Here is a 22852-nt window from a genome sequence, read left to right on the forward strand (position 1 = left end):
GATATGACTGACGAACTGATCGCTCGCGCTGCTGCCCGTCTCACGTGGATTCGCTCTCGCATGGCCCTTCTGGCCGACGTGCGCGAGCGGTTCGCCGAGAGCCAGCCCTTCGCCGGCCACCGCATTGGAATGTCTCTTCACCTTGAGCCGAAGACAGCCGTACTTCTCGAAACCCTCGCCGCCGGGGGAGCCGAGATCGTGGCCACCGGCAACCACGGTTCTACCCAAGACGACATCGTCGCTTTCTTGCGCGACCAGGGAATGACCATCTTTGGTGCGCGCGATGACACCCTTGAGCAACACCACGCCAACGTCGCGAGCGTTGTGGCCGCTGAGCCAGACATCCTTCTCGACAATGGCGCTGACCTTGTCGCAGGCATCGTGGCTGCCGGTCGCGGCGCGCAGATCGTGGGCGGCACCGAAGAAACCACCTCCGGCGGTTACCGCCTTCGCGACGAACTTGCTGATCAGGTGCCGTATCCCGTCATCGTGATCAACGACAGTCCGTTGAAAGCAATTGGTGAGAATAAGCACGCCGTCGGTCAATCGGTGGTGGAAAGCTTTATGCGCATCACCAACCTCATGGTGCCCGGTCGCCGCTTCGTGGTCGCGGGCTACGGCTGGTGCGGTCGCGGAGTCGCCCACTACCTGAGGGCGCTCGGCGGCAAAGTTGCGATCGTCGAAGTCGATGAGATCAAGGCCTTCGAAGCCGCGCTTGACGGCTACCGCGTGGCAAACGTGCTCGACCTTGCCGACTGGGGCGAGGTGTTCATTACGGCTACAGGGCATCCGCAAATTCTGGGCGCCGAGTTCTTCGACCGGGTCGCCGATGGTGCCATGCTCGTGAACTGCGGTCACTTCCCGTGGGAGATCGACGTTCCCGCACTGCGGGCGCTGGCCACCGGCAGCACCGAAATCGACACCGCCATCGAGCGCATCGATCTGCCGGGCGAGCGGCACGTCACGCTCATCGCCGACGGTCGCATGATGAACCTTGCTGGCCGCGAGCCCAAGGGCAACTCGATCGAGTCAATGGATCTCGGCTTTCTCTTGCAAGTGCTCTCACTCGAACAGGTTGCCACCGCCACTGACACGCTCGTCGCCGGAGCGCAGCCCGTGCCCGACTCGATCAACCGTGAGATTGCCCGGCGGATGCTCGCCACGATGAAAGCGGATCGCTAGTGTCAAAGGCTCCCGAATACACCGCTCCCGCCCTCGACAAGGGGCTGGACATCCTGGAACTTCTCGCCGCGACCTCCGGCTCGTTGAGCCAATCAGAGATCGCCGAAGCCACCGGTCGCAGCACCGGCCAGATCTTCCGCGTGCTCGCGACCCTGGAGCGACGCGGCTACGTGTTTCGCGACAAGCAGTCGGGGCTTTATGTGCTGGCGATGAAGCTGTTTGAACTGGCTCACCGGCATCCGCCGCTGCGCGGTCTCATCAGCGTCGCACTGCCAATCATGCAGGGGCTCGCTGAAGCAGCGCGCCAGTCATGCAACCTCTCAGTCATTGATGGCACCGAAGTGCGGGTCATCGCTCAGGTTGAATCACCAGCAGACTTTGGCTTCCGGGTGCGCGTCGGAGCCGGCTTCGGCATCACGACGACCGCAACGGGTGGGGTGCTATCAGCGCCCGCCGGTCAATGCCCCGAAGCCTCCGTGCACGCCGACAGCTTGCAGCCAGGAATCACGGATGTCGTCGCGCCGATCATTGGAGCCAACGGACTCGTCGTCGCAGCTCTCACGGTGCCGTACGTCGCCACGACCTTCAGCGAAGTCGACCCCGAAAGCGTGCGAAAGCTGACGACAGCAGCGGTGAAAGAAATCTCGAATTTGCTCAGCGAGGAAGCTTTCACAGGATCGTAACGTCATCCAGCGAAGCTTCAGGGCGCTTTCAGCGGTCGGCACGGTAGATTTGTAGGTATGAACGCCGCTGTTGAGAATCTCGTAATGCCCGGAGGCGGCGCCAGCATCACTGCGCTACCCAAGATCTCCCTGCATGACCACCTTGATGGCGGGCTTCGTCCCCAGACAATCGTGGAGTTGGCCGACGAAATCGGTTACCAACTTCCCGAGAATGACGCCGCGAAACTCACCTCGTGGTTCTCGAGTCAGGCCGACTCCGGTTCTCTCGTCGACTACCTCAAAACGTTCGACGTCACCATCGCTGTCATGCAAACAACTGAGGGTCTCAAGCGCGTCGCGAGCGAATTCGTTCACGACCTCGCCGCAGATGGCGTCATTTACGGCGAGATTCGTTGGGCTCCCGAGCAGCACCTGCAGAAGGGCCTTGACCTCGATCAGGTTGTCAGCGCCGTGCAACAGGGTCTCGAAGAGGGTGTGGACGCCGTGCGCTCGAGTGGGCACAGCATCCGCGTTGGTCAGCTTCTCAGCTCCATGCGCCAGACCGAGCGCGGCACCGACATCGCCGAGCTCGCGATTCGTCACCGCGACCGCGGCGTCATCGGCTTCGACATTGCCGGCCCCGAAGCGGGATTCCCGCCGAGCCGCATGCGTGGAGCCTTCGACCTGCTCGCGCACAACTACATGCCCGCCACCGTGCACGCGGGTGAAGCGGATGGCCTCGACAGCATCCGTAGCGCCCTCTTTGACGGTCGCGCGCTTCGCCTCGGCCACGGTGTGCGCTTGGCTGAAGACATCACGATCGCCAACGAAGACGACGAGAACACGTACGTCACGCTCGGCGATTTGGCGCAGTGGGTCAAGGATCGCGAGATCGCGCTCGAACTGAGCCCCTCGTCGAACCTGCAGACGGGCGCTATTGAGCAGTGGGGCGACGAAATGATCGACCACCCCTTCGACCTGCTCTACCAGCTTGGATTCCGGGTGACGGTCAACACCGACAACCGCCTCATGAGCGCCACGACCCTCAGCCGCGAGCTTGCGTTGCTCACCGAAGCCTTCGGGTACGACCTCACCGACCTTGAGGTTTTCCAGATCAATGCCGCTGCGGCAGCGTTCTTGCCCATCGAAGAACGCGAAGAGCTTTCCGAGGCAATCAGCGTCGGTTTCGAGAGAGCGTAGTGATGTCACTTCCCCCGCTGCCCGAATCAGCGATTGAAATTGGCGTGAGCGCCAAGGACTGGCGCGCTGCAGTTGCGCTGTCTGGCGAAGCACTCGCGCGTTCTGGAGCGGCTCATCCCGGGTACGCCCACGAGATGATCCGCATGATCGAGGACCACGGCCCCTACGTTGTGATCGCACCGGGCCTAGCCTTGGCGCACGCACGCCCCGGCCCGCAAGTAATTGCGAACGGGCTGTCGATCGTGACGCTCAAGGATCCCGTTCGCTTCGGGCACGCGCACAACGACCCGGTTCGTGTCGTTCTCGGCCTTGCCATCACAGAAGCCGGCGCGCATCTCGCCGCGGTTGCCGCCGTAGCGAACATCTTCAACGACTCCTCGGCAATCGACCAGTTGGCTGCCGCGACAACCCCCGCCGAAGTTCAGCGCATTATGGGAGTGACCCCCGAATGAAGATCGTGACCATCTGTGGTGCTGGTATCGGCAGTTCTGGTGTTCTCAAGATCAACGCGGAACGTGCCCTCAAGGCTCTTGACCTCGAAGCGACCGTGGTCGCCGCCGACGTCAGCACCGTGCGCACTGTTGCCGCTGATGCCCAGATCATCCTCACCAGCCAAGAATTCGTTGAAGCGATCGGTACGACAAATGCGGACGTCATCGTGATCGTGAATCTCTTCGACACGTCTGAACTGGCACAAAAACTCGAGGACGCCCTCGGTTAGACCAAGGACGCCCTCTGAGAGTGTCTGATTGCGCGTAAGCTCTCGCGCTAGCGCTAGCTGAGAAGCTCGCGCATGCCTGCCTCAAGCTGGCTCGCGACGGCTTCTGCGGCAGCCTGCCGTTCGGCGCCGTCGCCTGCCGTGCTGGAGGCATCCACATAGAACTTGAGTTTGGGCTCGGTGCCGCTGGGGCGCACAATCACGCGGGCGCCGCCCTCAATCTGCAAGCGGATGATGTTGCTGGGGGCGAACCCGTCGACGCCGTTCTCGAAGTCATCGAACGATTCGACCGCGAGGCCGCCGACGCTCGTGGGTGCCGCGGCACGCAAGCGCGTCATGGTGTCGCCGATTTCCGAGATCTGAGCGAAGCGCAGTGAAACCTGGCGCGAAGCAAAAGCTCCGAAGCGTGAGGTGAACGCATCGAGGCGATCAAGGATCGTGGAGCCTTCGGCTTTGAGCTCGGCCGCCATCGACAGGAAGTCGACCGAGGCCGAAATGCCGTCTTTGTCGCGAACCTTGTCGGGGTCGACGAGATAGCCGAGGGCTTCTTCGTAGCCGAAGATCAGCCCATCGATGCGAGAGATCCACTTGAAACCGGTGAGGGTGTCGGAGTAGTCGAGGCCGTAATCGGCGGCAATGGCGTGCAGGGCAGGAGACGAGACGATCGACGCGGCGAGCTTTCCCGTTCCGTTCGAACGCTCTGCGGCACGCCAGCCGAGCAGCATGCCGACTTCGTTTCCGCTCAGGCGGCGCCATTCACCATCGCGACCGGGCACGGCGACGGCAAGACGGTCGGCATCCGGGTCGTGAGCGATCGCCAGATCGGCACCAGCTTCGCGAGCTTTCGCGAAGCTGAGATCCATGGCGCCCGGCTCTTCAGGGTTGGGGAAGGCAACGGTGGGGAACGCGGCGTCGGGCTGAGCTTGTTCTTCCACGAGCGCGGGGGCCGGGAGGCCAGCCTTCGCGTACACCGCCTGAGTGGTTTCCCAACCGACACCGTGCATCGCGGTATACGTGTAAGTGATGTCTTTGACCGGGCCTGCGAGAGCTGCCGTGCGCGCGATGTACTCATCGACAACGCCGTCGTCGGTCGTGACGAAATCGGTTGAACGCGGTAGATCAGCGATTGATCCCTTGGCTACAACATCAATCGCGTGGGCGATGTCGGCGTCGGCGGGGGAGACGATCTGCGAGCCGTGGTTGTCGCCGCCCAGATAGACCTTGTAGCCATTGTCAATCGCCGGGTTATGGCTAGCGGTAACCATCACGCCCGCGCTTACGTTGAGGTGACGAACAGCAAACGCGAGCACAGGTGTTGGCAGCAGGCGCGGCAACAGAATGGCGCGCACTCCGGCCCCGGCCATAATCGTGGCGGTATCGCGGGCGAAGACCTCAGAGTTCACGCGACCGTCGTAGCCGATCACGATGCTGGGGCTCAGCTCGTGGGCAAGCAGGTAGGCGGCAAGTCCCGCAGCCGCCTGAGTGACCAGCACCCGGTTCATGCGGTTCGGGCCGGCACCCAATTCGCCGCGCAACCCGGCCGTGCCGAAGGCGAGCCGCGCATCAAAGCGGTCATGGAGGCCAGCAATAGCGGCCTCGTCGCCCTGGGTGGCATCCGTAATCAAGGCTTCGAGCTCGGTGTGCGTCACCGCGTCAGGGTCTTGCTCGAGCCAGGCATTGGCGGCGGCGAGCAGTTCGTCGGTGCCGAGGGGTGCTGCACTCATAGGGCGCTCACAATCTGGGCGAGAAGGTTGCTGATCTGCACTTCGGCGTCTTTGCCCGCCTGAATCACTTCTTCGTGGCTGAGGGGAGTGGTCTGGATGCCCGCCGCCAAGTTGGTGATGAGCGACATTCCCAAGATTTCCATGCCAGCCTGGCGCGCAGCGATCGCTTCGAGCGCCGTGGACATTCCCACGATGTGGCCACCCATGGTCTTAGCCATCTGAACTTCGGCGGGAGTCTCGTAGTGCGGGCCGCGGAACTGCGTGTACACACCCTCGTCGAGGCTCGAGTCGATTGACTTCGCGATCTCGCGCAGGCGCTTGCTGTACAGGTCGGTGAGGTCGATGAACGTCGCGCCTTCGAGGGGCGAGTCTGCCGTGAGGTTGAGGTGATCGCTGATGAGCACGGGGGTTCCCGGCTTCCACGTCTCCTTGATGCCACCGGCACCGTTGGTGAGAATCATGGTCGTGGCACCGGTAGCAGCAGCGGTGCGTACGGAATGAACAACGCGGCGAACGCCGTGGTTCTCGTAGTAGTGGGTGCGTGCGCCGATGACGAGGGCGCGCTTGCCGCTCGGCAACAGGATCGACCGCAGGGTGCCGACGTGGCCTTCAAGCGCCGGCTTGGAGAAACCGGGGATGTCGGAGGCGGGGATCGTGGCAGTAGTTTCGCCGATCAGGTCGGCGGCTTTGCCCCAGCCGCTACCGAGCGTGAGGGCAATGTCGTGCTTCTCGACTCCGGTCGCGGCTGCGATTGCGGCAGCGGCTTCCTTAGCGACCTCAAACGGGTCTGCAGTGGGGTCGTCGAGGGGGTTTGTGAGTGGCGACTGTGACATGGCATCCACTCTAAACGCTGGGGCAGTTAACTCGCCGAGCGGTTGAGCGCGAATGTGAGCAGCGAAGCGCGCGTGTCGCTGCTGTCGAGCCGCTGATGAGAGCCGCATGCACATCGGTGCGTCGACGGTTTGTCGCTGGGGCAGAACCGCGCGAGAATAAGGGCATGGCCTATGAGTTTGAGCGCACCCAACGAATTGCAGTACTCGGTGGTGGCCCCGGTGGCTACGAAGCAGCCCTTGCAGGTGCCCAGTTGGGAGCCGAAGTAACTCTCGTTGAGCGCGCCGGCGTCGGCGGCTCAGCAGTGCTCACCGATGTGGTGCCCTCGAAGACGCTGATCGCAACGGCAGAAGCGACGAACGCGATTCGGGATGCGGCCGACCTGGGCGTGCAGTTCTACTCACGGTCCGACTCCGGGCGGGCCGTTCGCCCCGACATCACCGTGAACCTTGCTGCGGTCAACGCCCGCCTCATGCGCCTTGCCCAGCAGCAGTCAGACGACATGAAGTCGCAACTGATCAAGGCCGGCGTACGCATCATCGAGGGTGAGGGGCGTCTCGACGGCCCCCAGCGCCTCGTTGTCTCGACCGGCAAAGGCAAGTCGGGCACCGACTTCGACGAAGTGGATGCTGACACCGTCATCGTTTCCGTGGGGGCACGCCCGCGTGTGCTCGACTCCGCTATGCCCGATGGCAAGCGCATCCTCACGTGGACGCAGCTCTACACACTCGACGAAACCCCCAAGCACCTCATTGTGGTGGGCTCTGGTGTCACCGGTGCCGAGTTCGCTTCGGCCTACACCGCGCTGGGTGCCAAAGTCACCCTGATCTCCTCGCGCGATCGCGTGCTTCCGGGAGAAGACGAAGATGCCGCCCGCGTGATTGAAGATGTCTTCAAGCGGAACGGCATGACCGTTCTTTCCAAGTCGCGCGCCGAATCCGTGAAGACCACCAAGGATGGCGTCATCGCGACGCTCAGCGACGGACGCACCGTAGAGGGCTCGCACTGCCTCATGGCCGTCGGCTCGCTGCCGAACACCGAAGGTCTTGGCCTCGAAGAGGCTGGCGTGCAGCTGACCGAATCCGGCCACATCCGCGTCAATCGCGTTGCCCGCACCTCGATGCCGTCGATCTATGCGGCCGGTGACTGCTCAGACTTCTTCCCGCTCGCTTCGGTCGCCGCAATGCAGGGCCGCACCGCGGTGTTCCACGCAATGGGCGACGGCGTTACGCCGATCGAACTGCGCAACGTGGCATCCAACATCTTCACTCAGCCCGAGATTGCCACCGTCGGCTGGTCGCAAAAGCAGATCGAAGACGGCCTCGCTCAGGGCACCATCTACAAGCTGCCGCTGGCCTCTAACCCGCGCGCCAAGATGATGGGCATCAAGGACGGCTTCGTGAAGCTCTTCGCTCGCACCGGCTCTGGCACCGTTATCGGTGGCGTGGTCGTGGCGCCGAACGCTTCTGAGCTCATCATCTCGATGGCGCTCGCGGTAGAACACCGCCTCACGGTCGACCAGATTGCGCGCGCTTTTTCCGTGTACCCGTCACTGACGGGCAGCATTACGGATGCCGCACGCGCCATGCACGTCGTCCACTAGCCAACAGTCGCTAGGCAGCAGTCTCTAGGCAGCAGTCGCCGGCTCTGTCGCGCTCTGCTCAGCATCGCTCTGCTCGGCGCTACCCTGCTCGGCGTCGCTCTGGCGTTCTTGGAAGGCTAGCTCTTCGGCTGACGCTGCTCCTTCTTTCAGCTCCATGACGTGCTCAACGAGCTTCGTGGCGGTCTGTTCATCGATCACGAGGTCGGTGATGACGCCCGCCCGCAGTGCTGCGAGCAGCGGAACGACCTTGTTATCGCCGGCCACACCACAGATGCGGCGGGGGATCGCACGCAGTTCTGCCGGGGTGGGGCCGGTTGCACGTGCGTTCATCGAGAGGTCTTCGTAGCTGCCATCTTCGCGAAGGAAGATGGTGCACACGTCGCCCACAATGCCTTCGCTGTCGAGCGTTTCGATGTCGCCCGCTTCGAGGTAGCCGGCGGAGTAGACGTGGCTGGGCACTTCACCGGCGATGGCGCCGATCGAGAAGAGCGCAATATCCGCGCGACGCTGGTACTCAAGCACGCGCACAATTGACCGCTCTGACCACATGGCATTGCGTGTTTCGGCGTAATCGAAGAACGCCGGCACTGGGAATAAGTGCACTTGGGCGTCGAACGCGTCGCCGAAGTTGGCGATGAGGTTGCCGGCATATTCCACGCCCGAGGTGCGAACGTTGGCCGCTCCGTTGAGCTGCACGACGGCGCTTCCGCGGGTGGGTTTTTTGCCCAAATGGCGCGAGATTGCGGCCAACGTGGTGCCCCAGGCCACGCCCATGATCATGTCGGAATCGAACCAGCCGGTGACCATTCGAGCGGTGGCTTTCGCTACCTGCTCGAGCCGTTCTGTCTCGTCGGCAAGGTCGGCGACGGGCACGACATGGGTGGCGATTCCGAAGCACGTTTCGATCTTTTTCGCCAGGCCCGGGCCCCGCGTGGGAGTGGGGCGAAGCGTGATTTCTACGAGGCCGCTATCGCGGGCATCCCGCAGCAATCGGGACACGCTTGAGCGGGACATATGTAGGTGGTTCGCAATGGTGTCCATCTTGATGTCTTGCAAGTAATACATCGACGATGCGGCCAGCATTGCCTCTTCGCGTTCCATAACGTCCATCCTTGCACGTTCGTGCAGATGTGCTGCTCAGTTTGTCATTGACCCTAGCTGGCGTAATACGCTGCTGAGCAGTGGATCATCCCAGAAGATTCACAGCCGCTTCGGCGGTAACCACCACCACACGATAGAAGAGCAGTGTTCATGGCTGACCAGTCCCTCACCCGCGAAACCCGCGACAGCGCCATCCAGCGTCTTATGGAGAGCGCAGAGCCGGGGCGTGAACTCGACGTTCTCGTCATCGGTGGTGGAATCACCGGCGCCGGAATTGCTCTGGATGCCGCCACGCGTGGTCTCGACACCGTCGTTGTCGAATCCCAAGACTGGGCCGCCGGCTCCTCCAGCCGCGCCAGCAAGCTCATCCACGGCGGACTCCGCTACCTGCAGATGCTCGACTTCAAGCTCGTGCACGAAGCACTCACCGAGCGCGACCTGTTGCTGAACAATGTGGCACCGCACCTCGTGCGTCCGCTGCCGTTCCTGTACCCGCTGCGCCACCACGTGTGGGAGCGCGCCTTCGTCGGCGCCGGAATTGCTCTCTACGACTTCCTCGCTTCGGTTACCGTCAAGAGCACCTCGGGCAAGCGCAGCGTTCCGTGGCACCGCCACCTGTCGCGCAAGCAGCTCGCTGCTCGCTTCCCCGGCCTCGCTCACGACGCCGCTGTTGGCGCGATCGAATACTGGGACGCCAACGTCGATGATGCTCGCTACGTCGTGAGCGTCATCCGCACCGCCTCGGCTCACGGCGCCGGCGCCGCTACCCGCATGCAGGTCGTCGAGATCACGAAGAACGATGAGGGTGTCGTCAACGGCGCCGTCATGGTTGACCTCGAAACGGGAAAGACATTCCCCGTCCGCGCCAAGGCCGTCATCAACTCCACCGGCGTCTGGACCGGCGAGACTCAAGCCCTCGCCCACGAAAGCGGCGGACTCAAAGTTCTGGCCTCCAAGGGCATCCACATTGTTGTTCCTCGCGAACGCATCAAGGGTGAAGCCGGCCTGATCCTGCAAACTTCCAAGAGCGTGCTCTTCGTGATTCCCTGGTCACGCTATTGGGTCATCGGCACTACTGACACTCCGTGGAAAGAGAACCTTCTCAACCCTGCGGCAACCGCCGATGACATTGACTACGTCATTGCCGAAGCCAACGCAGTGCTCGCAAACCCCATCGACCGCACCGACGTTATCGGCACCTGGGCGGGACTTCGCCCCTTGCTGCAGCCGGGCACGATGGAGGGCACAAACTCGGCCAAGGTCTCGCGTGAGCACACTGTTGCGTCGCCCATCCCGGGCCTCACGGTTATCGCTGGTGGAAAGTTCACCACGTACCGCGTGATGGCGAAGGATGCCGTTGACTTCGCGATCGGTAAGGACGCGGCCAAGGCCAACCCTTCCACCACCGAAACTGTCGCACTGTTGGGCGCTGAAGGACTCGAGGAAGCAACCGCCGGTGCCGCAGCACTCGGAGCGAAGTTTGGCTGGAGCGATCAGATGATCGACCACCTGCTGCACCGTTACGGCGCGAAGATCTCCGAGATCGCCGCCATCGCTGAAGCCGAGCCGGAGATGGCCAAGCCGCTGGCGCAAGCCTCCGCTTACCTTCGTGCCGAAATCGCCTACGCGATCACCCACGAAGGTGCCTTGCACCTCGAAGACCTCATGGTTCGTCGCACCCGCATGAACTACGAGTACCTCAACGAGGCAATGGCCGCTGTGCCCGAGGTGGCAGAAATTGCCGCGAAGCTCCTCGGCTGGGATGAGCAGACCACCGCTCACGAAGTCGCTGTCTACACCCAGATGGCGGAGGCCGTAGCAGCTGCTGCGCTCACCCGCGATGACGAAAGCGCATCAGACGTGCGCGAAGCAGCACCGCAAATCGTGCCGCTCGTCACCCCCGCAGCACTCGAATCAAAGTAACCGAACTACTGGATTTGGGCGCCCAAGCGCCTCACGAAGTACAGACGATCAATGGAGATACGCCGACGATGACACAGTACATACTGTCGATTGACCAAGGAACGACGAGCTCGCGCTCGATCATCTTTGATCACGACGCGCGTATCGTTTCGAGCGGTCAGCTCGAGCACGAGCAGATTTTCCCTCGTGCCGGTTGGGTCGAACACGACCCGATGGAGATCTGGGACAACGTTCGAGAGACCGTCGGGCTGTCACTCTCGCGGGCCAACCTGACCTACCAAGACATTGGCGCGGTCGGTATCACCAATCAGCGTGAAACCACGGTGGTGTGGAACAAGACCACGGGTGTTCCCGTCACGAACGCGATCGTCTGGCAAGACACTCGTACCCAGCACATCATCACGGAGCTCGCGGGCTCCGAGGGCCTCGAAAAGTACAAGGCCATCACGGGGCTCCCGCTCGCTCCGTACTTCGCCGGCCCCAAGGTGACGTGGATTCTGCGCTACATCGACGGCGCTCAAGAAGCCGCAGACCGCGGCGAGCTACTTTTCGGCACGATCGACACCTGGCTGCTCTGGAACCTCACCGGCGGTGTCGACGGGGGAGTGCACGCGACCGACGTGACCAACGCCTCCCGCACCATGCTCATGGATCTCGACACTCTCCAGTGGCGCGAAGACATCGCAGCAGACATGGGCATCCCGATGTCGATGCTGCCCGAGATTCGCTCCTCGAGCGAGATCTTCGGCCATTGCCGCGACCACGGTTCGCTGCCCGGAGTGCCCATCGCGGGCATCCTCGGCGACCAGCAGGCGGCGACATTTGGTCAGGCCTGCTTCAGCGAGGGAATGGCTAAGAACACCTACGGCACCGGCAACTTCTTGCTGCTGAACACCGGCAACAAGCGCGTTCATAGCAACAACGGCCTGCTCACGACGGTCTGCTACAAGATCGGCGACGCCGCTCCCGTGTACGCCCTCGAGGGATCGATCGCTGTCACGGGATCGCTCATCCAGTGGCTGCGGGACAACCTCGGCATGTTCTCCGACGCTCCCGATGTCGAGCGCCTCGCGCTCGAAGTCGAAGACAACGGTGGCGCCTACTTTGTGCCCGCCTTCTCCGGACTCTTCGCTCCCTACTGGCGACCGGATGCCCGGGGAGCTCTCCTCGGACTCACCCGTTACGTCACCAAGAACCACATCGCTCGTGCAGCGCTCGAAGCCACCGCGTACCAAACGCGCGAGGTCATGGACGCCATGAATGCGGATGCCGGAGTCGACCTCGCGGAACTCCGCGTCGACGGCGGCATGGTGGCCAATGAACTTCTCATGCAGTTTCAGGCTGACCAGCTGGGCGTGGATGTCATCCGCCCCCGCATCACCGAAACCACCGCTCTCGGCGCCGCATTCGCGGCCGGCATCGCGGTCGAGTTTTGGGGCAGCGAGCACGACGTGCTCTCGACCTGGAACGAAGACAAGAGGTGGAAGCCGCAAATGGCTCGCCTCGAGAGAGATCAGCTTTACCGCAACTGGAAAAAAGCGGTAACCAAGACCATGGGCTGGGTTGATGAGGACGTGGAGACCTGATCTGCCTGATTTACCCATGACGGGCGTGCTGTCAGTCACGTCCATAACCACACAGCAATCGATACCCACGAAGGGGTAGGGAATCAATGAAAACCTCGTTAGTAAAGAGGAACAGCTTCTGGCTCGTTCTCTCGCTAGTCATGATGTTGGTCACATCCATCGGTGCGTCCATCGTTCAAACCGGTGCAGGCTCAATCAGCGTGAAGGACATGCGCTGGGAGACCTCGTCGGGCCAGATGATGAGCGCGCTGCTCTTCAAGCCTGACACGGCAACCGTCGACAACAAGGTTCCGGCCATCGTGGTCAGCCACGGTTGGTGGAACAACCGCGAAATGCAAGACGCCAACTACGTTGAGCTTGCACGTCGCGGCTACGTCGTCGTGTCGATCGACATGTACGGTCACGGAAACTCCTCACCGTTGACCCCTGACGTCACGCTCGGTGGAACCGGTATGTACGACGCTGTGAAGCTCGTCGCCGACTTCCCCTACGTTGACACCGACAAGATTGGTGTAAGCGGTCACTCGAACGGTGCGCGCGCAGCAAACTTCTCGACCGTGATCGACAACGCCGCTGACGAACAGCTCATCTCGGCCATCCTGCTCGTCGACAACGACGCTGTCTACACGGATGCCGAAGCTGAGAACGCGTACTTCAACCTCTACGGTGCCCGCGACGTCGGAATCGTTGCTGACCAGTACGACGAGTTCTTCTTCCGCAGCTACAGCCCCGAGGGCGAAGTTCTCACGCCGCCGCGCGAGTACATCGGAACCCCGAACGCACAGTCGTTCCTCCACTTCGGTGCAAACCCAGAAGAGGTTTCCTCTGACGTTCGCGAAGCGAGCGAGTTCTACACCGACTCTGTCGATGGTGAGGATGCTCTCCGCATCGTTTACACGCCAGCAGAGAACCACCCGTGGGGAACCATCTCCAAGACGACAGTCGGCAGCCAGATCGAGTTCTTCCAAGAAGCCTTCGGCGCTCCCAACGAGATCGCGGCCGGTTCGCAGGTGTGGCAGGTCAAGGAGACCTTCACGCTCTTCGGACTGATCGGCTTCGGAATCTTCCTCGTCGCCTTCACGCGTGCACTGCTCTCGACCCGCGCCTTCGCTGGACTGCGCGCTCCTGCTGCAGCAGTAGTGCCCGCAACCCGTAAGGGACTCGCCTGGTTCTGGGGCGGACTGGTTGTTTCGGCAATCATCTCCGGTTGGAGCTGGTTGATCCTCGCTAACACCCCGTGGGTGGGCGCGATCGCGTTCAACGCTGTTCAGTTCTTCATGCCTCAGGGCGCCGTGTTCTTCGTAGCCTTCTGGGCCGCGGTCAACGCCATCGCAGCGATCATCATCATGGTGATCTCGTACCTTGTCTTCGGACGCAAGAACGGTCTCGACCTTCGCGCATCCGGAGTACTGCCTGGCTGGAAGAAGTTCTTCCACGGCCTCGGTCTGTCGTTTGTCGTCGTTGTGTCGGCCTACGCGATCGTCTTCGTGCTCGACTACTTCTTCAAGACGGACTTCCGCTGGTGGGTCGTCGCCGTCAAGGCCTTCACGCCTGACAAGGTCGGCATTGCGCTCATGTACCTGCCGCTCTTCGCGATCTACTTCGTGGCGAACTCGGTTGCGGTCAACGCCTTCAACCGCTTCTCCATCCGCGGCAAGGAGTGGATCAACACAGCACTGCTGGCGTTCTTCAACGCTCTGGCACCCATCGTTCTCGTCGTTGCTCAGTACACCAACTTCTTCACCACGGGGTACACGATCGACGGCTTCGGCGGAATCTTCAGCATCTGGCTCTACCCGGTCATCCTCATCCTGGCCGTAACCGCAGTCATCTCGCGCAAGATCTACCGTGAGACGAACAACCCGTACATCGCCGGCTTCATCAACGCGGCAATCGTTACCCTCATCTCGGTAACGAACACGCTCACCGCAGCGTAAGTACACCCTCTCCGATCAACTGATCGGCTCCAGCAGCGCCCCGGTCTCCATCTCGACCGGGGCGCTGTTGTGTGCGGAGCGACTCGGTCTAGCTCGCCTCGACCGCGAGCCCCGCATCCGCCCCACCGCCATCTGGCGGGTGCCTGCCTCGGAATCGTGGAATAGCGGATGCCCGGCTACGGTTCTCGCTACAGACGCGATCGGCGTCTCAGCGAAAGGGAGCTCGTGAATCAGCAGGTTCAGTTTGGACTCGGCACATTTGGCGACGTCACGGTGGATGAAAACGGTGCGCCGCTCAGTCAGGCGCAGGTCATCCGCAATGTGGTGGCCGAGGGAGTGCTGGCCGACAAGCTCGGCATTGATTACTTCGGCGTGGGTGAGCACCACCGCGACGACTTTGCGATCACTGCTCCCGAGACAGTCTTGGGCGCTCTTGCCGCCGCGACCACAAACATTCAGCTGGGCTCGGCCGTCACGGTCCTGAGCTCGGATGACCCCGTGCGCGTCTACGAACGCTTTGCCACCGTGGATGCTCTGTCGAATGGCCGCGCGGAAATCATTCTCGGTCGCGGCTCGTTCACCGAGTCGTTCCCGCTCTTTGGTTATAACCTCGCCGACTACGAAACGCTCTTCTCTGAGAAGCTCGACCTGTTCTCTGAACTCATCAAGGAAGAGCCGGTTACGTGGTCGGGCACTCTTCGCGCCGGTCTGAAGAACCAAGAGGTCTTTCCGCGCACCGAATCGGGCTCGCTCAAGACCTGGATCGGCGTCGGCGGAAGCCCCGAATCTGTCGTGCGTGCGGCTCGCTACGGGATGCCTATGGTGCTGGCGATCATCGGCGGCCAGCCCGAACGCTTCGCGCCCTATGCGCAGCTGTTCCACAACGCCTTGGCCGAGTTGGGACAACCCGACCTGCCGATCGCCGTTCACTCGCCCGGCTACATCACCGACTCCGACGACAAGGTCGTCGAGGAGATGTGGCCGCACTACAAGACGATGCGTGACCGTATCGGTCGCGACCGCGGCTGGCCCGAGTCGAGCGTTGATGAGTTCATCGGCGAAGTGAAGCACGGCTCCATGTACGCCGGATCGCCGGAGACCGTGGCACAGAAGATAGCGAACACTATCTCTGCCCTCGGCATCCAGCGATTCGACATGAAGTACAGCGCAGGAACCCTGCCTCACGAACGTATGATGCGCAGTATTGAGTTGTACGCCACCGAGGTCATTCCTCGGGTGCGAGAGTTGCTGGCTGAGAAGGCCTAGTCGGCCTTCGGCTCCTCGGGGGTAGTGGTGGTAGCTGGGTCGGGGTATGCCATTTCCGTCTCAGCTGGGGTCGTCTCAACCGGTGCGGATGTCGCGGCCGGTGCTGCGGAGGTCGAACGTCGGCTTGAACGCAGTGCCGTTCGCACGATCACTACGATGACACCGCCGACGATCGCGAGAAGAACGAGCCACGGCAGCAACACTCCGAGCAGTACGAGAAGGCCGGAGAAGAAGGCAACGAGCCCGGCCCAGCCGGCCGCGAGTCCGTCAAGGAACGTGTCGGGTTCGGTGGTGGGGGCATCCGCTTCGGAGACGAGGCTGAGCGTGAGCGTTGACATCGCAACCTGATCATCGAAGTACCGCTTTTGCGATTTCAGGCTCTCGAGTTCCCCCTGGCGGCTAGAGATTGCGGTCTCCAGTTGGATCAACGTTTCGGTGTCGCTTGCCTTCGTGAGCAGAGCGAGCAAACGGTCGACCGACGCTTCGAGAGCCGTGATGCGCGCTTCCAGATCGCGCGACTGCATCGTGACGTCTTGGGCGTTGGTGGAGACCTCTTGCAGCTCTCCCAGCTCCTTGAACTTGTCGAGCGTGGCGGTGAGGTTGGATGCCGGAATGCGCAGCGTGAGGGTGGAGCTGCCCCGGTTGCTTTCCGACGGCGCATACTCGTTGCGGCCGTCAACGCGACCACCCACAGATTCGGTGATACGGATGGCTTCGGCGGTCGCTTCATCGGGGCTCACTACCGTCACAGCCATGTAGCCCGTAGTAATGACCTCGCGGCTGATGTCGGACTCATTCGCGAGAGCGCCGTCGGCGGCGGGGGCGCCAAGTTCTTGAACGTCGCCGGACGTGCCAGACCGCCCCTCGATCGCCTCGTCAACGAGATACTCCGACGACTCGCTCGTCGAGAGATCGCTCATCCCAGCAGAACAGCCCGAGAGAACGAGTGCGGAAAATGCCAGTGCTGTGGTGATCTTTAGTGTGCGCCTCATGTTTTCAATGTAGGGCTGCGGGATGCGGAAAAACTACCCAACGTTTGTCACGATTCGAGCGTCACCACCTGATCGATATCGTTCGTGAGCTTCGCGCGCGGTGGGCGTGAGCTTGACGTTTTCTGAAAGGACACTTGGGGTTCTATGGGAAATTCGATGCCGCTGGCACGCCGCAGATATCGTGAAATGGTGCCTCACAGCGAGGCACTGAAAGACACGGATTACTTACACAAGGAGGAATCATGGGTCTCATCGATAACGCAAAGGATGCCGGCGAAGCCACAGCAAAGAAGGTCGGAGAGTTCGTCGACGACACTAAGGAGCGCGTCAGTGACGCAGCCGACCAGGCTGAGGCCGATGCCGAGGTGAAGAAGGCAGAAGCCGACCTCGAGCGCGCGAAAGCCGAGAGCGAAGCCACCGAAGCGAAGAACGAGTACAAAGAGAACCTTCGCTAAATTGGTTCGCTAATTCAGCATCCACCCGTCTGGGAGTGGGATACTGGGCACATGGGTTTATGGGCGGCGTTTCGACGGTGGGTTACCCCGTCGAAGGCACCGCTGCTGAATATTGCTGCGGATGAGGGTGAAGGCCCCGTGATTATCTTTCTTCACGGGATCGCCTCATCCGCGGCGACATTCACCCACGTCATCCCGCAGCTTTCAGATCACTACCGCTGCATCTCATTCGACCTCCTCGGGTTTGGCGAATCGCCCAGCCCTATGGATGCCACTTTCACCATCGAAGAGCACGTGGATTCCATCCGTGCCACGATCAATTCGCTCAAGCTCGACGCCCCTTTTATTCTCGTGGGGCATTCGCTCGGCAGCCTTCTCGCTGCGCGGTACACGGCGATGCACCCCAGCAAGGTCAGTCGCCTCGTTCTGGTGAGCCCACCCATCTACGTGCCGCCGAACCAGATCGGCGATCCGCTCGTGCGTGCCCGCGTCGGTGCTTACATGCGGGCCTACGAGTTCTTGCGCGACAACAAAGATTTCACGATGGCGACCGCCGAAACGTTAGGCCGTCTCTTTCAGCTCGAGGACATCCTCGATGTGTCTGAGCGCAACTGGCAAGCCTTCGTGCTGAGCCTCAAGAACTGCATCGAAACTCAAACAACCGTGAGCGATATCGCCTCCGTGCGGGTGCCGATCGACGTCGTGTACGGCTCGCTCGACCAATTCATCGCACCGGGAACGATGCGCATCGTCGAGCAGATGCGGCAAGTGACGATGCATCGCGTCGAAGCGAACGACCACCTCGTGCGCAAACGCCTGGCCAAGCGACTGGTCTCCGTGATCGATAGCGGCGCCGAACTGGCGCAGAAGGCCCGCTAGCGAGCGGTTTCCCGCGCGATCGGCAGGAATAGCGTGGAGGCCAACGGAGGGAACTCTCATGGCCCAGCAACTCGACACCACCGTCTGCATCGCAGGGGGAGGCCCGGCCGGAATCGTGGCCGGCCTCATTCTGCCTCGCGCCGGCATCGATGTCGTGGTGCTTGAGAAACACGCCGACTTTCTGCGCGACTTTCGCGGCGACACGGTTCATCCGTCCACGCTGAATCTGCTTGACCAGCTCGGGTTGGGCGAGGCGGCGGCGAAGATTGACCACAGCGAGCTTTCCGTTCTCGATGCGGTGATTGACGGCATCCGGCTTCGTGCCGTTGACTTCACGACGCTGCCGGGGCCACACCGCTACGTGACGCTCATGCCGCAGTGGGATCTGCTGAACGTGCTGGTGGAAGCAGCCCAGCGGCAACCCACATTTCGTCCGGTGCTCGAGGCCACAGCCCATTCGGAAATTCAGGAAAGCGGGCGCGTTGTCGGAATCGAGGCGACGACGCCCGACGGGCCGCTTCGCGTGAACGCGGCGCTCTCGGTGGCTGCCGATGGGCGCGCTTCAGCGGTGCGCGATGCCCTTGGCCTAGTGCCGGCAGACTATGGCGTTCCCATTGATGTGCTGTGGTTTCGGGTGCCGCGCCCCACGAAACCGCTGCGCGACACTCTCGCCAATATCCGCGGCGGTTCCGCTCTCGTCACGATCCCGCGACCTGGCTATTTTCAGTGCGGGCTCCTCATCCGAAAAGGCAGTTTTCCTGAATTTCAGAAGGCGGGCATCGAAGCGTTCCGCAACAAGATTGCGGCGACCGCACCACGCCTACGCGACGTGACCCACGAGATTGCGAGCTTCGACGACGTGAAACTGCTGTCGGTGCAAATCAATCGTCTACCTGAATGGTCGGTGCCCGGCGCGATCTGTATTGGCGATGCCGCCCACGCGATGTCGCCCGCGTTCGGCGTAGGCATCAATTACGCGATTCAAGACGCCGTGGCCCTCGCGAATACTCTCGTTCCCGTGCTGCGCAAGAAGGGGACGGATGCCGCAGCAATCGATGCTGTATGCGCCGCGGTGCAGCGTCGCCGCACCTTGCCCACGGTGCTCATGCAGCGCATGCAACGAGTAGCGCACCGGCTCATCAATCGCGCCACGAGTGGAGTCGTTCTGCACAACCCACCGCGCCTGCGCGAACGCTTGGTGATCGCGGTGGTGTTGCCGCGCGTGCGCCCGATTTTGGCGCGAATCGTGGGCTATGGCTTCCGCCCGGAACGCATCGCTCCGGGCATCCTGAAGCCGCGCGCCTAGCTCGAACCGAACCCACGCCAGCCTGCGGTCAGCCCTTGCTGTCCGCTGAGCCCGCGCCTAGTACGTCTCGAGCACCATCGTGACGGCCCAGACAACGCTCGCACCGATGAGGGCGGCGAAGACGAGGAGCCAGAACACCGAGGGAATTCCGGTGCGCTTGAAGAGGAGGTAGGCGTCGGAGGTGCTCAGCTGGTCGCGGCGGCGAGTGTGCACGCCGATCACGGTGGCGAGGCCGCGCACGCTTCCCACGAGCAGGGCGATCGCGATTACGAGGAGCACGTAGCTCTGCTGCTCGGGCGTTGCCCACACCCAGAGGGCGGCGCTCGCGGCGGCGGAAACGGCCACGACAAGGAAGCCGAAGAGGTTGCGAATCACGAGCAGCGTGAGCACGAGAATGATGCCGCCGATGAACAGTGCCATGGCGGTGTAGCCCTGGGTGACGCACCAGAGTTGCACGGCTCCGACGATGGCCGGCGCGGGGTAGCCGAGCGATCCGCTGATCACGGAGCCCAGTTTGCCGCGGCCGCTACTGACAGCTTCACCGGAGTGGTTCATCAGAATCTTCATTCCGTGCACGAAGCGACCGGTGAGAATCGCGCCGACAGCATGGCCGAGCTCGTGCACGAGGGTCGTGAAGAGTCCGAACCATTTCCAGATGGGCTGCGGGATGCTCAGAACGGCCGCTGCGGCCACGATCACGATCAGCAGAGTCGGCGAGATGTCGACCGGGGTCGTGCGGGCGAGGGAGTCGAGAAGGGCATCCATTCGGGAATTGTCTCACCTCGAAGCCACGAGCGAGGTCTTTTTAGGACTCCCACGCCGCGTCGAGATCGTTCATAGAAAGTCCATAGAGTTCTTGGGCTCAATGGGGACCAGCGTGAAAGCACGACCACACTTCGTAACAACTTTGGAGCCCCGCAATGAGCCAACTCACCATGATCGCCCTCGACCTTGTCGCCGTCGGTCTTCTCACTTTCCCTCTGTACTTTGCGCGTCACCGCCGCCGCGACCTGCTCGTCGCCTACCTCATCGTGAACGTTGGCGTGATGGCCGTTACGGTCATGCTGGCCGATAGCGCCGTCGGTGTCGGCCTTGGTCTCGGCCTGTTCGGAGTTCTCTCGATCATCCGCCTCCGTTCCTCGGAGATCGCGCAGCACGAAGTGGCGTACTACTTCGCCTCACTCGCCCTCGGTCTCATCGCGGGTCTCGGAGCTGCCGGCGTCGCCAGCGAATCCACCTCACTGGTCTCGGTCTACGTCGCCCCGGCGCTCATGGCCATGATCGTGCTCGTAATGGCCTTCGGCGACCACCCGCGACTGTTCCGCGCCTACCGTCAGCAGACAGTGATGCTGGATGCCGCGATTGCCGACGAGCCCACCCTGCGTGTGCGTCTCGAAAACTTGCTGGGCGCTCGCGTTCACTCGCTCACGGTCGTCAAGCTCGACCTCGTCAACGACACCACGGTGGTGGATGTTCGCTACCGCCTCATTGAGCGCGCTCGCTCGGCCCGAAACACCGCAACCGCTGCGCCCGCAGCTACCGCCAACGGTGCGCACGACAACCTCGAGGCAGCACAGCGATGAGCACGCCAAGCACCACCCGCTTCGCATCCATCTCGCTCGAGGAACTGGCCGAACGCGCCTCGCTACTGACGCGGGTCGACCGCAAGTACTTGGTTCCGGCATCCGACCTGGAAGCACTGCTCGCTGAGCTCGAGTCTCAGGCTCGGGTGCTCGAGATCAACGGGCAGCAGCACTTTGACTACGAGTCGGTGTACTTCGATACTCCGGAGGCGGCGAGCTACCTGTTGGCCGCGCATCCGCGACGCCGTCGCTTCAAGGCCCGCACTCGCAGCTATCTGGCCACGGGGGATTGCTACCTCGAAGTGAAGACGAAGGGCTCGCGCGGCACGACCGCCAAGCAGCGCCTGTCGTACAGCTTCGACGAGCGCGACCGTCTCACGGTCGAGGGTCGCGAGTACATCGACGAACTGCTGCAGGATGCCTCGGTCGTCGGTATCGACTCCGACGCCATGAAGCCGGTACTCACGACGCGCTACACCCGCACGACTCTGTTCTTGCCGGGGAGCGGCAGCCGCTGCACGATCGACAGTGCTCTCGCCTGGGAGTGCGACGACGACGCGCTTCGCTTCGACGACACTGTCATTGTCGAAACCAAGTCGTCGGGCCAGGCCAGTGAGGTCGACCGTCTGCTGTGGAAGATGGGGCACCGCCCGGATCGCATCTCCAAGTTTGCGACCGGCCTTGCCGCCCTTCGCCCAGAACTGCCGCACAACCGGTGGTCGCGGGTGCTCCGTCAACACTTCGCTCCGGCGCTCGAGAGCGTCGCAGCCTAAGCACCACACACGCGTCGCCCCTTCGTGACTGCCCTCACGAACGGGCGACGTTTGTTGCGCGGTCGAACTTTGTCGCCGCGGAGGCGTAGCGTTAGTGCATGGACATTCGCACTCTGGGCCGCACCGGCCGTTCTGTTTCCGCAATCGGTCTTGGTACGTGGCAGTTGGGTGCCGACTGGGGTGACGTGAGTGAGGCGGATGCCCGCAGCGTGCTCGATACCGCGGTGGACGGCGGCGTCACCTTCTTCGACACCGCCGACGTCTACGGCGACGGTCGCAGCGAAAAGTTCATTGGCAGCTACCTCGCCGACCGCCCCGAACTCGACATCACCGTCGCGACCAAGATGGGCCGCCGCGAAGCGCAAGATCCCAGCAACTTCACCCTCGCCAAGTTTCGCGAGTGGACAGACCGCTCCCGCCAGAACCTCGGCGTCGACATTCTCGACCTCGTACAACTGCACTGCCCACCCACCGCCGTCTTCGGAATGGGCCGTGTCTTCGATGACCTCGACACGCTCGTCGCCGAGGGTGCGATCGCTGCCTACGGCGTGAGTGTGGAGACCGCGGATGAGGCGCTCGCCGCGATCGAGCGACCGAACGTCGCCAGCGTGCAAATCATCCTCAACGCCTTCCGCCTCAAGCCGCTGGATGCCGTACTGCCAGCCGCGCTCGACGCCGGTGTAGGAATCATCGCCCGCGTTCCGCTGGCCTCTGGTTTGCTCAGTGGCAAGTACCGCGTTGACACGACGTTCGCGGAAAACGACCACCGCACCTACAACCGCAACGGCGAAGCGTTCGACGTGGGGGAGACCTTCTCCGGCGTCGACTTCGAGACCGGCGTTGCCGCGGCTCAGGAGTTCACGGCGCTCCTCGCCGCGGAGCCTGCCGTCGCCGACTACTCGACGCCACAGGTTGCACTCGCGTGGGTTGCTCAGCAGCCCGGCGTGAGCTCGGTGATTCCGGGAGCACGCAACGTGGCTCAGGCTCAGTCCAACGCCGGCGCCGGCGAAGTGCCTGCGCTGAGCGAAGGCTTCATGGCCGGGGTGCGCGACATCTACGATCGCCACTTCCGCGCTTCCGTGCATCCACGCTGGTAATCACATACGGGTAGAGCGACCGCGTCATGCCTCT

Annotated in this window: 21 protein-coding genes; 16 read left to right on the forward strand and 5 right to left on the reverse strand. The window is 62.4% G+C overall.

Translation table 11 applies throughout. The features are described 5' to 3' along the window. Positions 1-3 precede the first annotated feature (3 nt). Genes ACWTV1_RS09140 through ACWTV1_RS09160 form a run of 5 tightly spaced genes read left to right on the forward strand, consistent with a single transcriptional unit; the run spans position 4 to position 3765 of the window. Positions 4-1182 carry an adenosylhomocysteinase gene (locus tag ACWTV1_RS09140; RefSeq protein ID WP_498505066.1) on the forward strand — a complete coding sequence of 393 codons (1179 nt, stop codon included), beginning with the start codon at positions 4-6 and terminating at the stop codon, positions 1180-1182. Next, complete coding sequence (locus ACWTV1_RS09145) at positions 1182-1865, forward strand: IclR family transcriptional regulator (RefSeq protein WP_498505067.1); 684 nt, start codon at positions 1182-1184, stop codon at positions 1863-1865. The genes ACWTV1_RS09140 and ACWTV1_RS09145 overlap by 1 nt, the downstream gene beginning before the upstream one ends. A gap of 57 nt (positions 1866-1922) precedes the next feature. Next, a complete protein-coding gene (locus ACWTV1_RS09150; protein ID WP_498505068.1) occupies positions 1923-3044 on the forward strand; it encodes an adenosine deaminase in 1122 nt (373 codons plus the stop codon). Positions 3045-3046: 2 nt separating this feature from the next. Beyond that, a complete protein-coding gene (locus tag ACWTV1_RS09155) occupies positions 3047-3496 on the forward strand; it encodes a PTS sugar transporter subunit IIA (RefSeq protein ID WP_498505069.1) in 450 nt (149 codons plus the stop codon). Continuing rightward, the gene (locus tag ACWTV1_RS09160) at positions 3493-3765 is read left to right on the forward strand and encodes a PTS sugar transporter subunit IIB (RefSeq protein WP_498505070.1); all 273 of its coding nucleotides are present in this window, start codon (positions 3493-3495) and stop codon (positions 3763-3765) included. The genes ACWTV1_RS09155 and ACWTV1_RS09160 overlap by 4 nt, the downstream gene beginning before the upstream one ends. A gap of 53 nt (positions 3766-3818) precedes the next feature. Here the strand turns inward: ACWTV1_RS09160 and ACWTV1_RS09165 are convergent, their stop codons facing one another. Then, complete coding sequence (locus ACWTV1_RS09165) at positions 3819-5486, reverse strand: phospho-sugar mutase (protein WP_498505071.1); 1668 nt, start codon at positions 5484-5486, stop codon at positions 3819-3821. Beyond that, a complete protein-coding gene (locus ACWTV1_RS09170) occupies positions 5483-6319 on the reverse strand; it encodes a purine-nucleoside phosphorylase (RefSeq protein ID WP_100389576.1) in 837 nt (278 codons plus the stop codon). The genes ACWTV1_RS09165 and ACWTV1_RS09170 overlap by 4 nt, the downstream gene beginning before the upstream one ends. Before the next feature lie 164 nt (positions 6320-6483). Between ACWTV1_RS09170 and ACWTV1_RS09175 the strand changes: the two genes are divergently transcribed. Continuing rightward, positions 6484-7920: an NAD(P)H-quinone dehydrogenase gene (locus ACWTV1_RS09175; protein WP_498505072.1), complete on the forward strand. Its 1437-nt coding sequence runs from the start codon at positions 6484-6486 to the stop codon at positions 7918-7920. Between the two features lie 24 nt (positions 7921-7944). Here the strand turns inward: ACWTV1_RS09175 and ACWTV1_RS09180 are convergent, their stop codons facing one another. Continuing rightward, entirely contained in the window at positions 7945-9021 is a 1077-nt protein-coding gene (locus ACWTV1_RS09180; RefSeq protein WP_498505073.1) for a sugar-binding transcriptional regulator, read from the reverse strand. 150 nt (positions 9022-9171) lie between these two features. Here ACWTV1_RS09180 and ACWTV1_RS09185 point away from each other — a divergent pair, with 150 nt between their 5' ends. The 4 genes from ACWTV1_RS09185 to ACWTV1_RS09200 all read left to right on the forward strand — a co-directional run bounded on the left by ACWTV1_RS09185 (position 9172) and on the right by ACWTV1_RS09200 (position 15733). Next, entirely contained in the window at positions 9172-10944 is a 1773-nt protein-coding gene (locus tag ACWTV1_RS09185) for a glycerol-3-phosphate dehydrogenase/oxidase (RefSeq protein WP_498505074.1), read from the forward strand. 68 nt (positions 10945-11012) lie between these two features. Continuing rightward, on the forward strand, positions 11013-12530 hold the full coding sequence (glpK, locus tag ACWTV1_RS09190) for a glycerol kinase GlpK (protein ID WP_498505075.1): 1518 nt from the start codon (positions 11013-11015) through the stop codon (positions 12528-12530). Between the two features lie 86 nt (positions 12531-12616). Further along, positions 12617-14467, forward strand: a complete 1851-nt coding sequence (locus tag ACWTV1_RS09195) for an alpha/beta hydrolase family protein (RefSeq protein WP_498505076.1) — start codon at positions 12617-12619, stop codon at positions 14465-14467. Positions 14468-14692: 225 nt separating this feature from the next. Then, positions 14693-15733, forward strand: coding sequence for an LLM class flavin-dependent oxidoreductase (locus ACWTV1_RS09200; protein ID WP_498505077.1), 1041 nt, complete (start codon positions 14693-14695; stop codon positions 15731-15733). On the opposite strand, the gene ACWTV1_RS09205 is transcribed toward ACWTV1_RS09200, so the two are convergent. Beyond that, positions 15730-16725 (reverse strand): DUF4349 domain-containing protein, encoded by a 996-nt coding sequence (locus tag ACWTV1_RS09205; RefSeq protein WP_498505078.1) that lies wholly within the window; start codon positions 16723-16725, stop codon positions 15730-15732. The genes ACWTV1_RS09200 and ACWTV1_RS09205 overlap by 4 nt on opposite strands. Positions 16726-16967: 242 nt before the next feature. Here ACWTV1_RS09205 and ACWTV1_RS09210 point away from each other — a divergent pair, with 242 nt between their 5' ends. Genes ACWTV1_RS09210 through ACWTV1_RS09220 form a run of 3 tightly spaced genes read left to right on the forward strand, consistent with a single transcriptional unit; the run spans position 16968 to position 19365 of the window. Further along, positions 16968-17180, forward strand: a complete 213-nt coding sequence (locus ACWTV1_RS09210) for a hypothetical protein (protein ID WP_100389586.1) — start codon at positions 16968-16970, stop codon at positions 17178-17180. Positions 17181-17231: 51 nt separating this feature from the next. Beyond that, positions 17232-18059 (forward strand): alpha/beta fold hydrolase, encoded by an 828-nt coding sequence (locus ACWTV1_RS09215; RefSeq protein ID WP_498505079.1) that lies wholly within the window; start codon positions 17232-17234, stop codon positions 18057-18059. A 58-nt stretch (positions 18060-18117) separates the two neighbouring features. Then, the gene (locus tag ACWTV1_RS09220; RefSeq protein WP_498505080.1) at positions 18118-19365 is read left to right on the forward strand and encodes an FAD-dependent oxidoreductase; all 1248 of its coding nucleotides are present in this window, start codon (positions 18118-18120) and stop codon (positions 19363-19365) included. A gap of 57 nt (positions 19366-19422) precedes the next feature. On the opposite strand, the gene ACWTV1_RS09225 is transcribed toward ACWTV1_RS09220, so the two are convergent. Continuing rightward, positions 19423-20130, reverse strand: a complete 708-nt coding sequence (locus ACWTV1_RS09225) for a M50 family metallopeptidase (protein ID WP_498505081.1) — start codon at positions 20128-20130, stop codon at positions 19423-19425. 155 nt (positions 20131-20285) lie between these two features. On the opposite strand from ACWTV1_RS09225, the gene ACWTV1_RS09230 reads away from it, so the two are divergent. The 3 genes from ACWTV1_RS09230 (at position 20286) to ACWTV1_RS09240 (ending at position 22818) form a co-directional block, all read left to right on the forward strand. After that, a complete protein-coding gene (locus ACWTV1_RS09230) occupies positions 20286-20948 on the forward strand; it encodes a DUF4956 domain-containing protein (protein WP_498505082.1) in 663 nt (220 codons plus the stop codon). After that, a complete protein-coding gene (locus ACWTV1_RS09235) occupies positions 20945-21721 on the forward strand; it encodes a VTC domain-containing protein (RefSeq protein ID WP_498505083.1) in 777 nt (258 codons plus the stop codon). Before ACWTV1_RS09230 ends, ACWTV1_RS09235 begins: the two co-directional genes overlap by 4 nt. A 98-nt stretch (positions 21722-21819) precedes the next feature. Next, complete coding sequence (locus ACWTV1_RS09240) at positions 21820-22818, forward strand: aldo/keto reductase (RefSeq protein ID WP_498505084.1); 999 nt, start codon at positions 21820-21822, stop codon at positions 22816-22818. Positions 22819-22852: the final 34 nt, after the last annotated feature.

The organism is Salinibacterium sp. VpJ6 (assembly GCF_059767345.1).

Excerpts from the sequence above, each read along its gene's own strand:
- ACWTV1_RS09140 (WP_498505066.1), top strand. The coding sequence starts at position 4 with ATGACTGACGAACTGATCGCTCGCGCTGCTGCCCGTCTCACGTGGATT.
- ACWTV1_RS09150 (WP_498505068.1), top strand. The coding sequence starts at position 1,923 with ATGAACGCCGCTGTTGAGAATCTCGTAATGCCCGGAGGCGGCGCCAGC.
- ACWTV1_RS09155 (WP_498505069.1), top strand. The coding sequence starts at position 3,047 with ATGTCACTTCCCCCGCTGCCCGAATCAGCGATTGAAATTGGCGTGAGC.
- ACWTV1_RS09160 (WP_498505070.1), top strand. The coding sequence starts at position 3,493 with ATGAAGATCGTGACCATCTGTGGTGCTGGTATCGGCAGTTCTGGTGTT.
- ACWTV1_RS09165 (WP_498505071.1), bottom strand. The coding sequence starts at position 5,486 with ATGAGTGCAGCACCCCTCGGCACCGACGAACTGCTCGCCGCCGCCAAT.
- ACWTV1_RS09170 (WP_100389576.1), bottom strand. The coding sequence starts at position 6,319 with ATGTCACAGTCGCCACTCACAAACCCCCTCGACGACCCCACTGCAGAC.
- ACWTV1_RS09175 (WP_498505072.1), top strand. The coding sequence starts at position 6,484 with ATGGCCTATGAGTTTGAGCGCACCCAACGAATTGCAGTACTCGGTGGT.
- ACWTV1_RS09180 (WP_498505073.1), bottom strand. The coding sequence starts at position 9,021 with ATGGAACGCGAAGAGGCAATGCTGGCCGCATCGTCGATGTATTACTTG.
- ACWTV1_RS09185 (WP_498505074.1), top strand. The coding sequence starts at position 9,172 with ATGGCTGACCAGTCCCTCACCCGCGAAACCCGCGACAGCGCCATCCAG.
- glpK (WP_498505075.1), top strand. The coding sequence starts at position 11,013 with ATGACACAGTACATACTGTCGATTGACCAAGGAACGACGAGCTCGCGC.
- ACWTV1_RS09195 (WP_498505076.1), top strand. The coding sequence starts at position 12,617 with ATGAAAACCTCGTTAGTAAAGAGGAACAGCTTCTGGCTCGTTCTCTCG.
- ACWTV1_RS09205 (WP_498505078.1), bottom strand. The coding sequence starts at position 16,725 with ATGAGGCGCACACTAAAGATCACCACAGCACTGGCATTTTCCGCACTC.
- ACWTV1_RS09210 (WP_100389586.1), top strand. The coding sequence starts at position 16,968 with ATGGGTCTCATCGATAACGCAAAGGATGCCGGCGAAGCCACAGCAAAG.
- ACWTV1_RS09215 (WP_498505079.1), top strand. The coding sequence starts at position 17,232 with ATGGGTTTATGGGCGGCGTTTCGACGGTGGGTTACCCCGTCGAAGGCA.
- ACWTV1_RS09220 (WP_498505080.1), top strand. The coding sequence starts at position 18,118 with ATGGCCCAGCAACTCGACACCACCGTCTGCATCGCAGGGGGAGGCCCG.
- ACWTV1_RS09225 (WP_498505081.1), bottom strand. The coding sequence starts at position 20,130 with ATGGATGCCCTTCTCGACTCCCTCGCCCGCACGACCCCGGTCGACATC.
- ACWTV1_RS09230 (WP_498505082.1), top strand. The coding sequence starts at position 20,286 with ATGAGCCAACTCACCATGATCGCCCTCGACCTTGTCGCCGTCGGTCTT.
- ACWTV1_RS09235 (WP_498505083.1), top strand. The coding sequence starts at position 20,945 with ATGAGCACGCCAAGCACCACCCGCTTCGCATCCATCTCGCTCGAGGAA.
- ACWTV1_RS09240 (WP_498505084.1), top strand. The coding sequence starts at position 21,820 with ATGGACATTCGCACTCTGGGCCGCACCGGCCGTTCTGTTTCCGCAATC.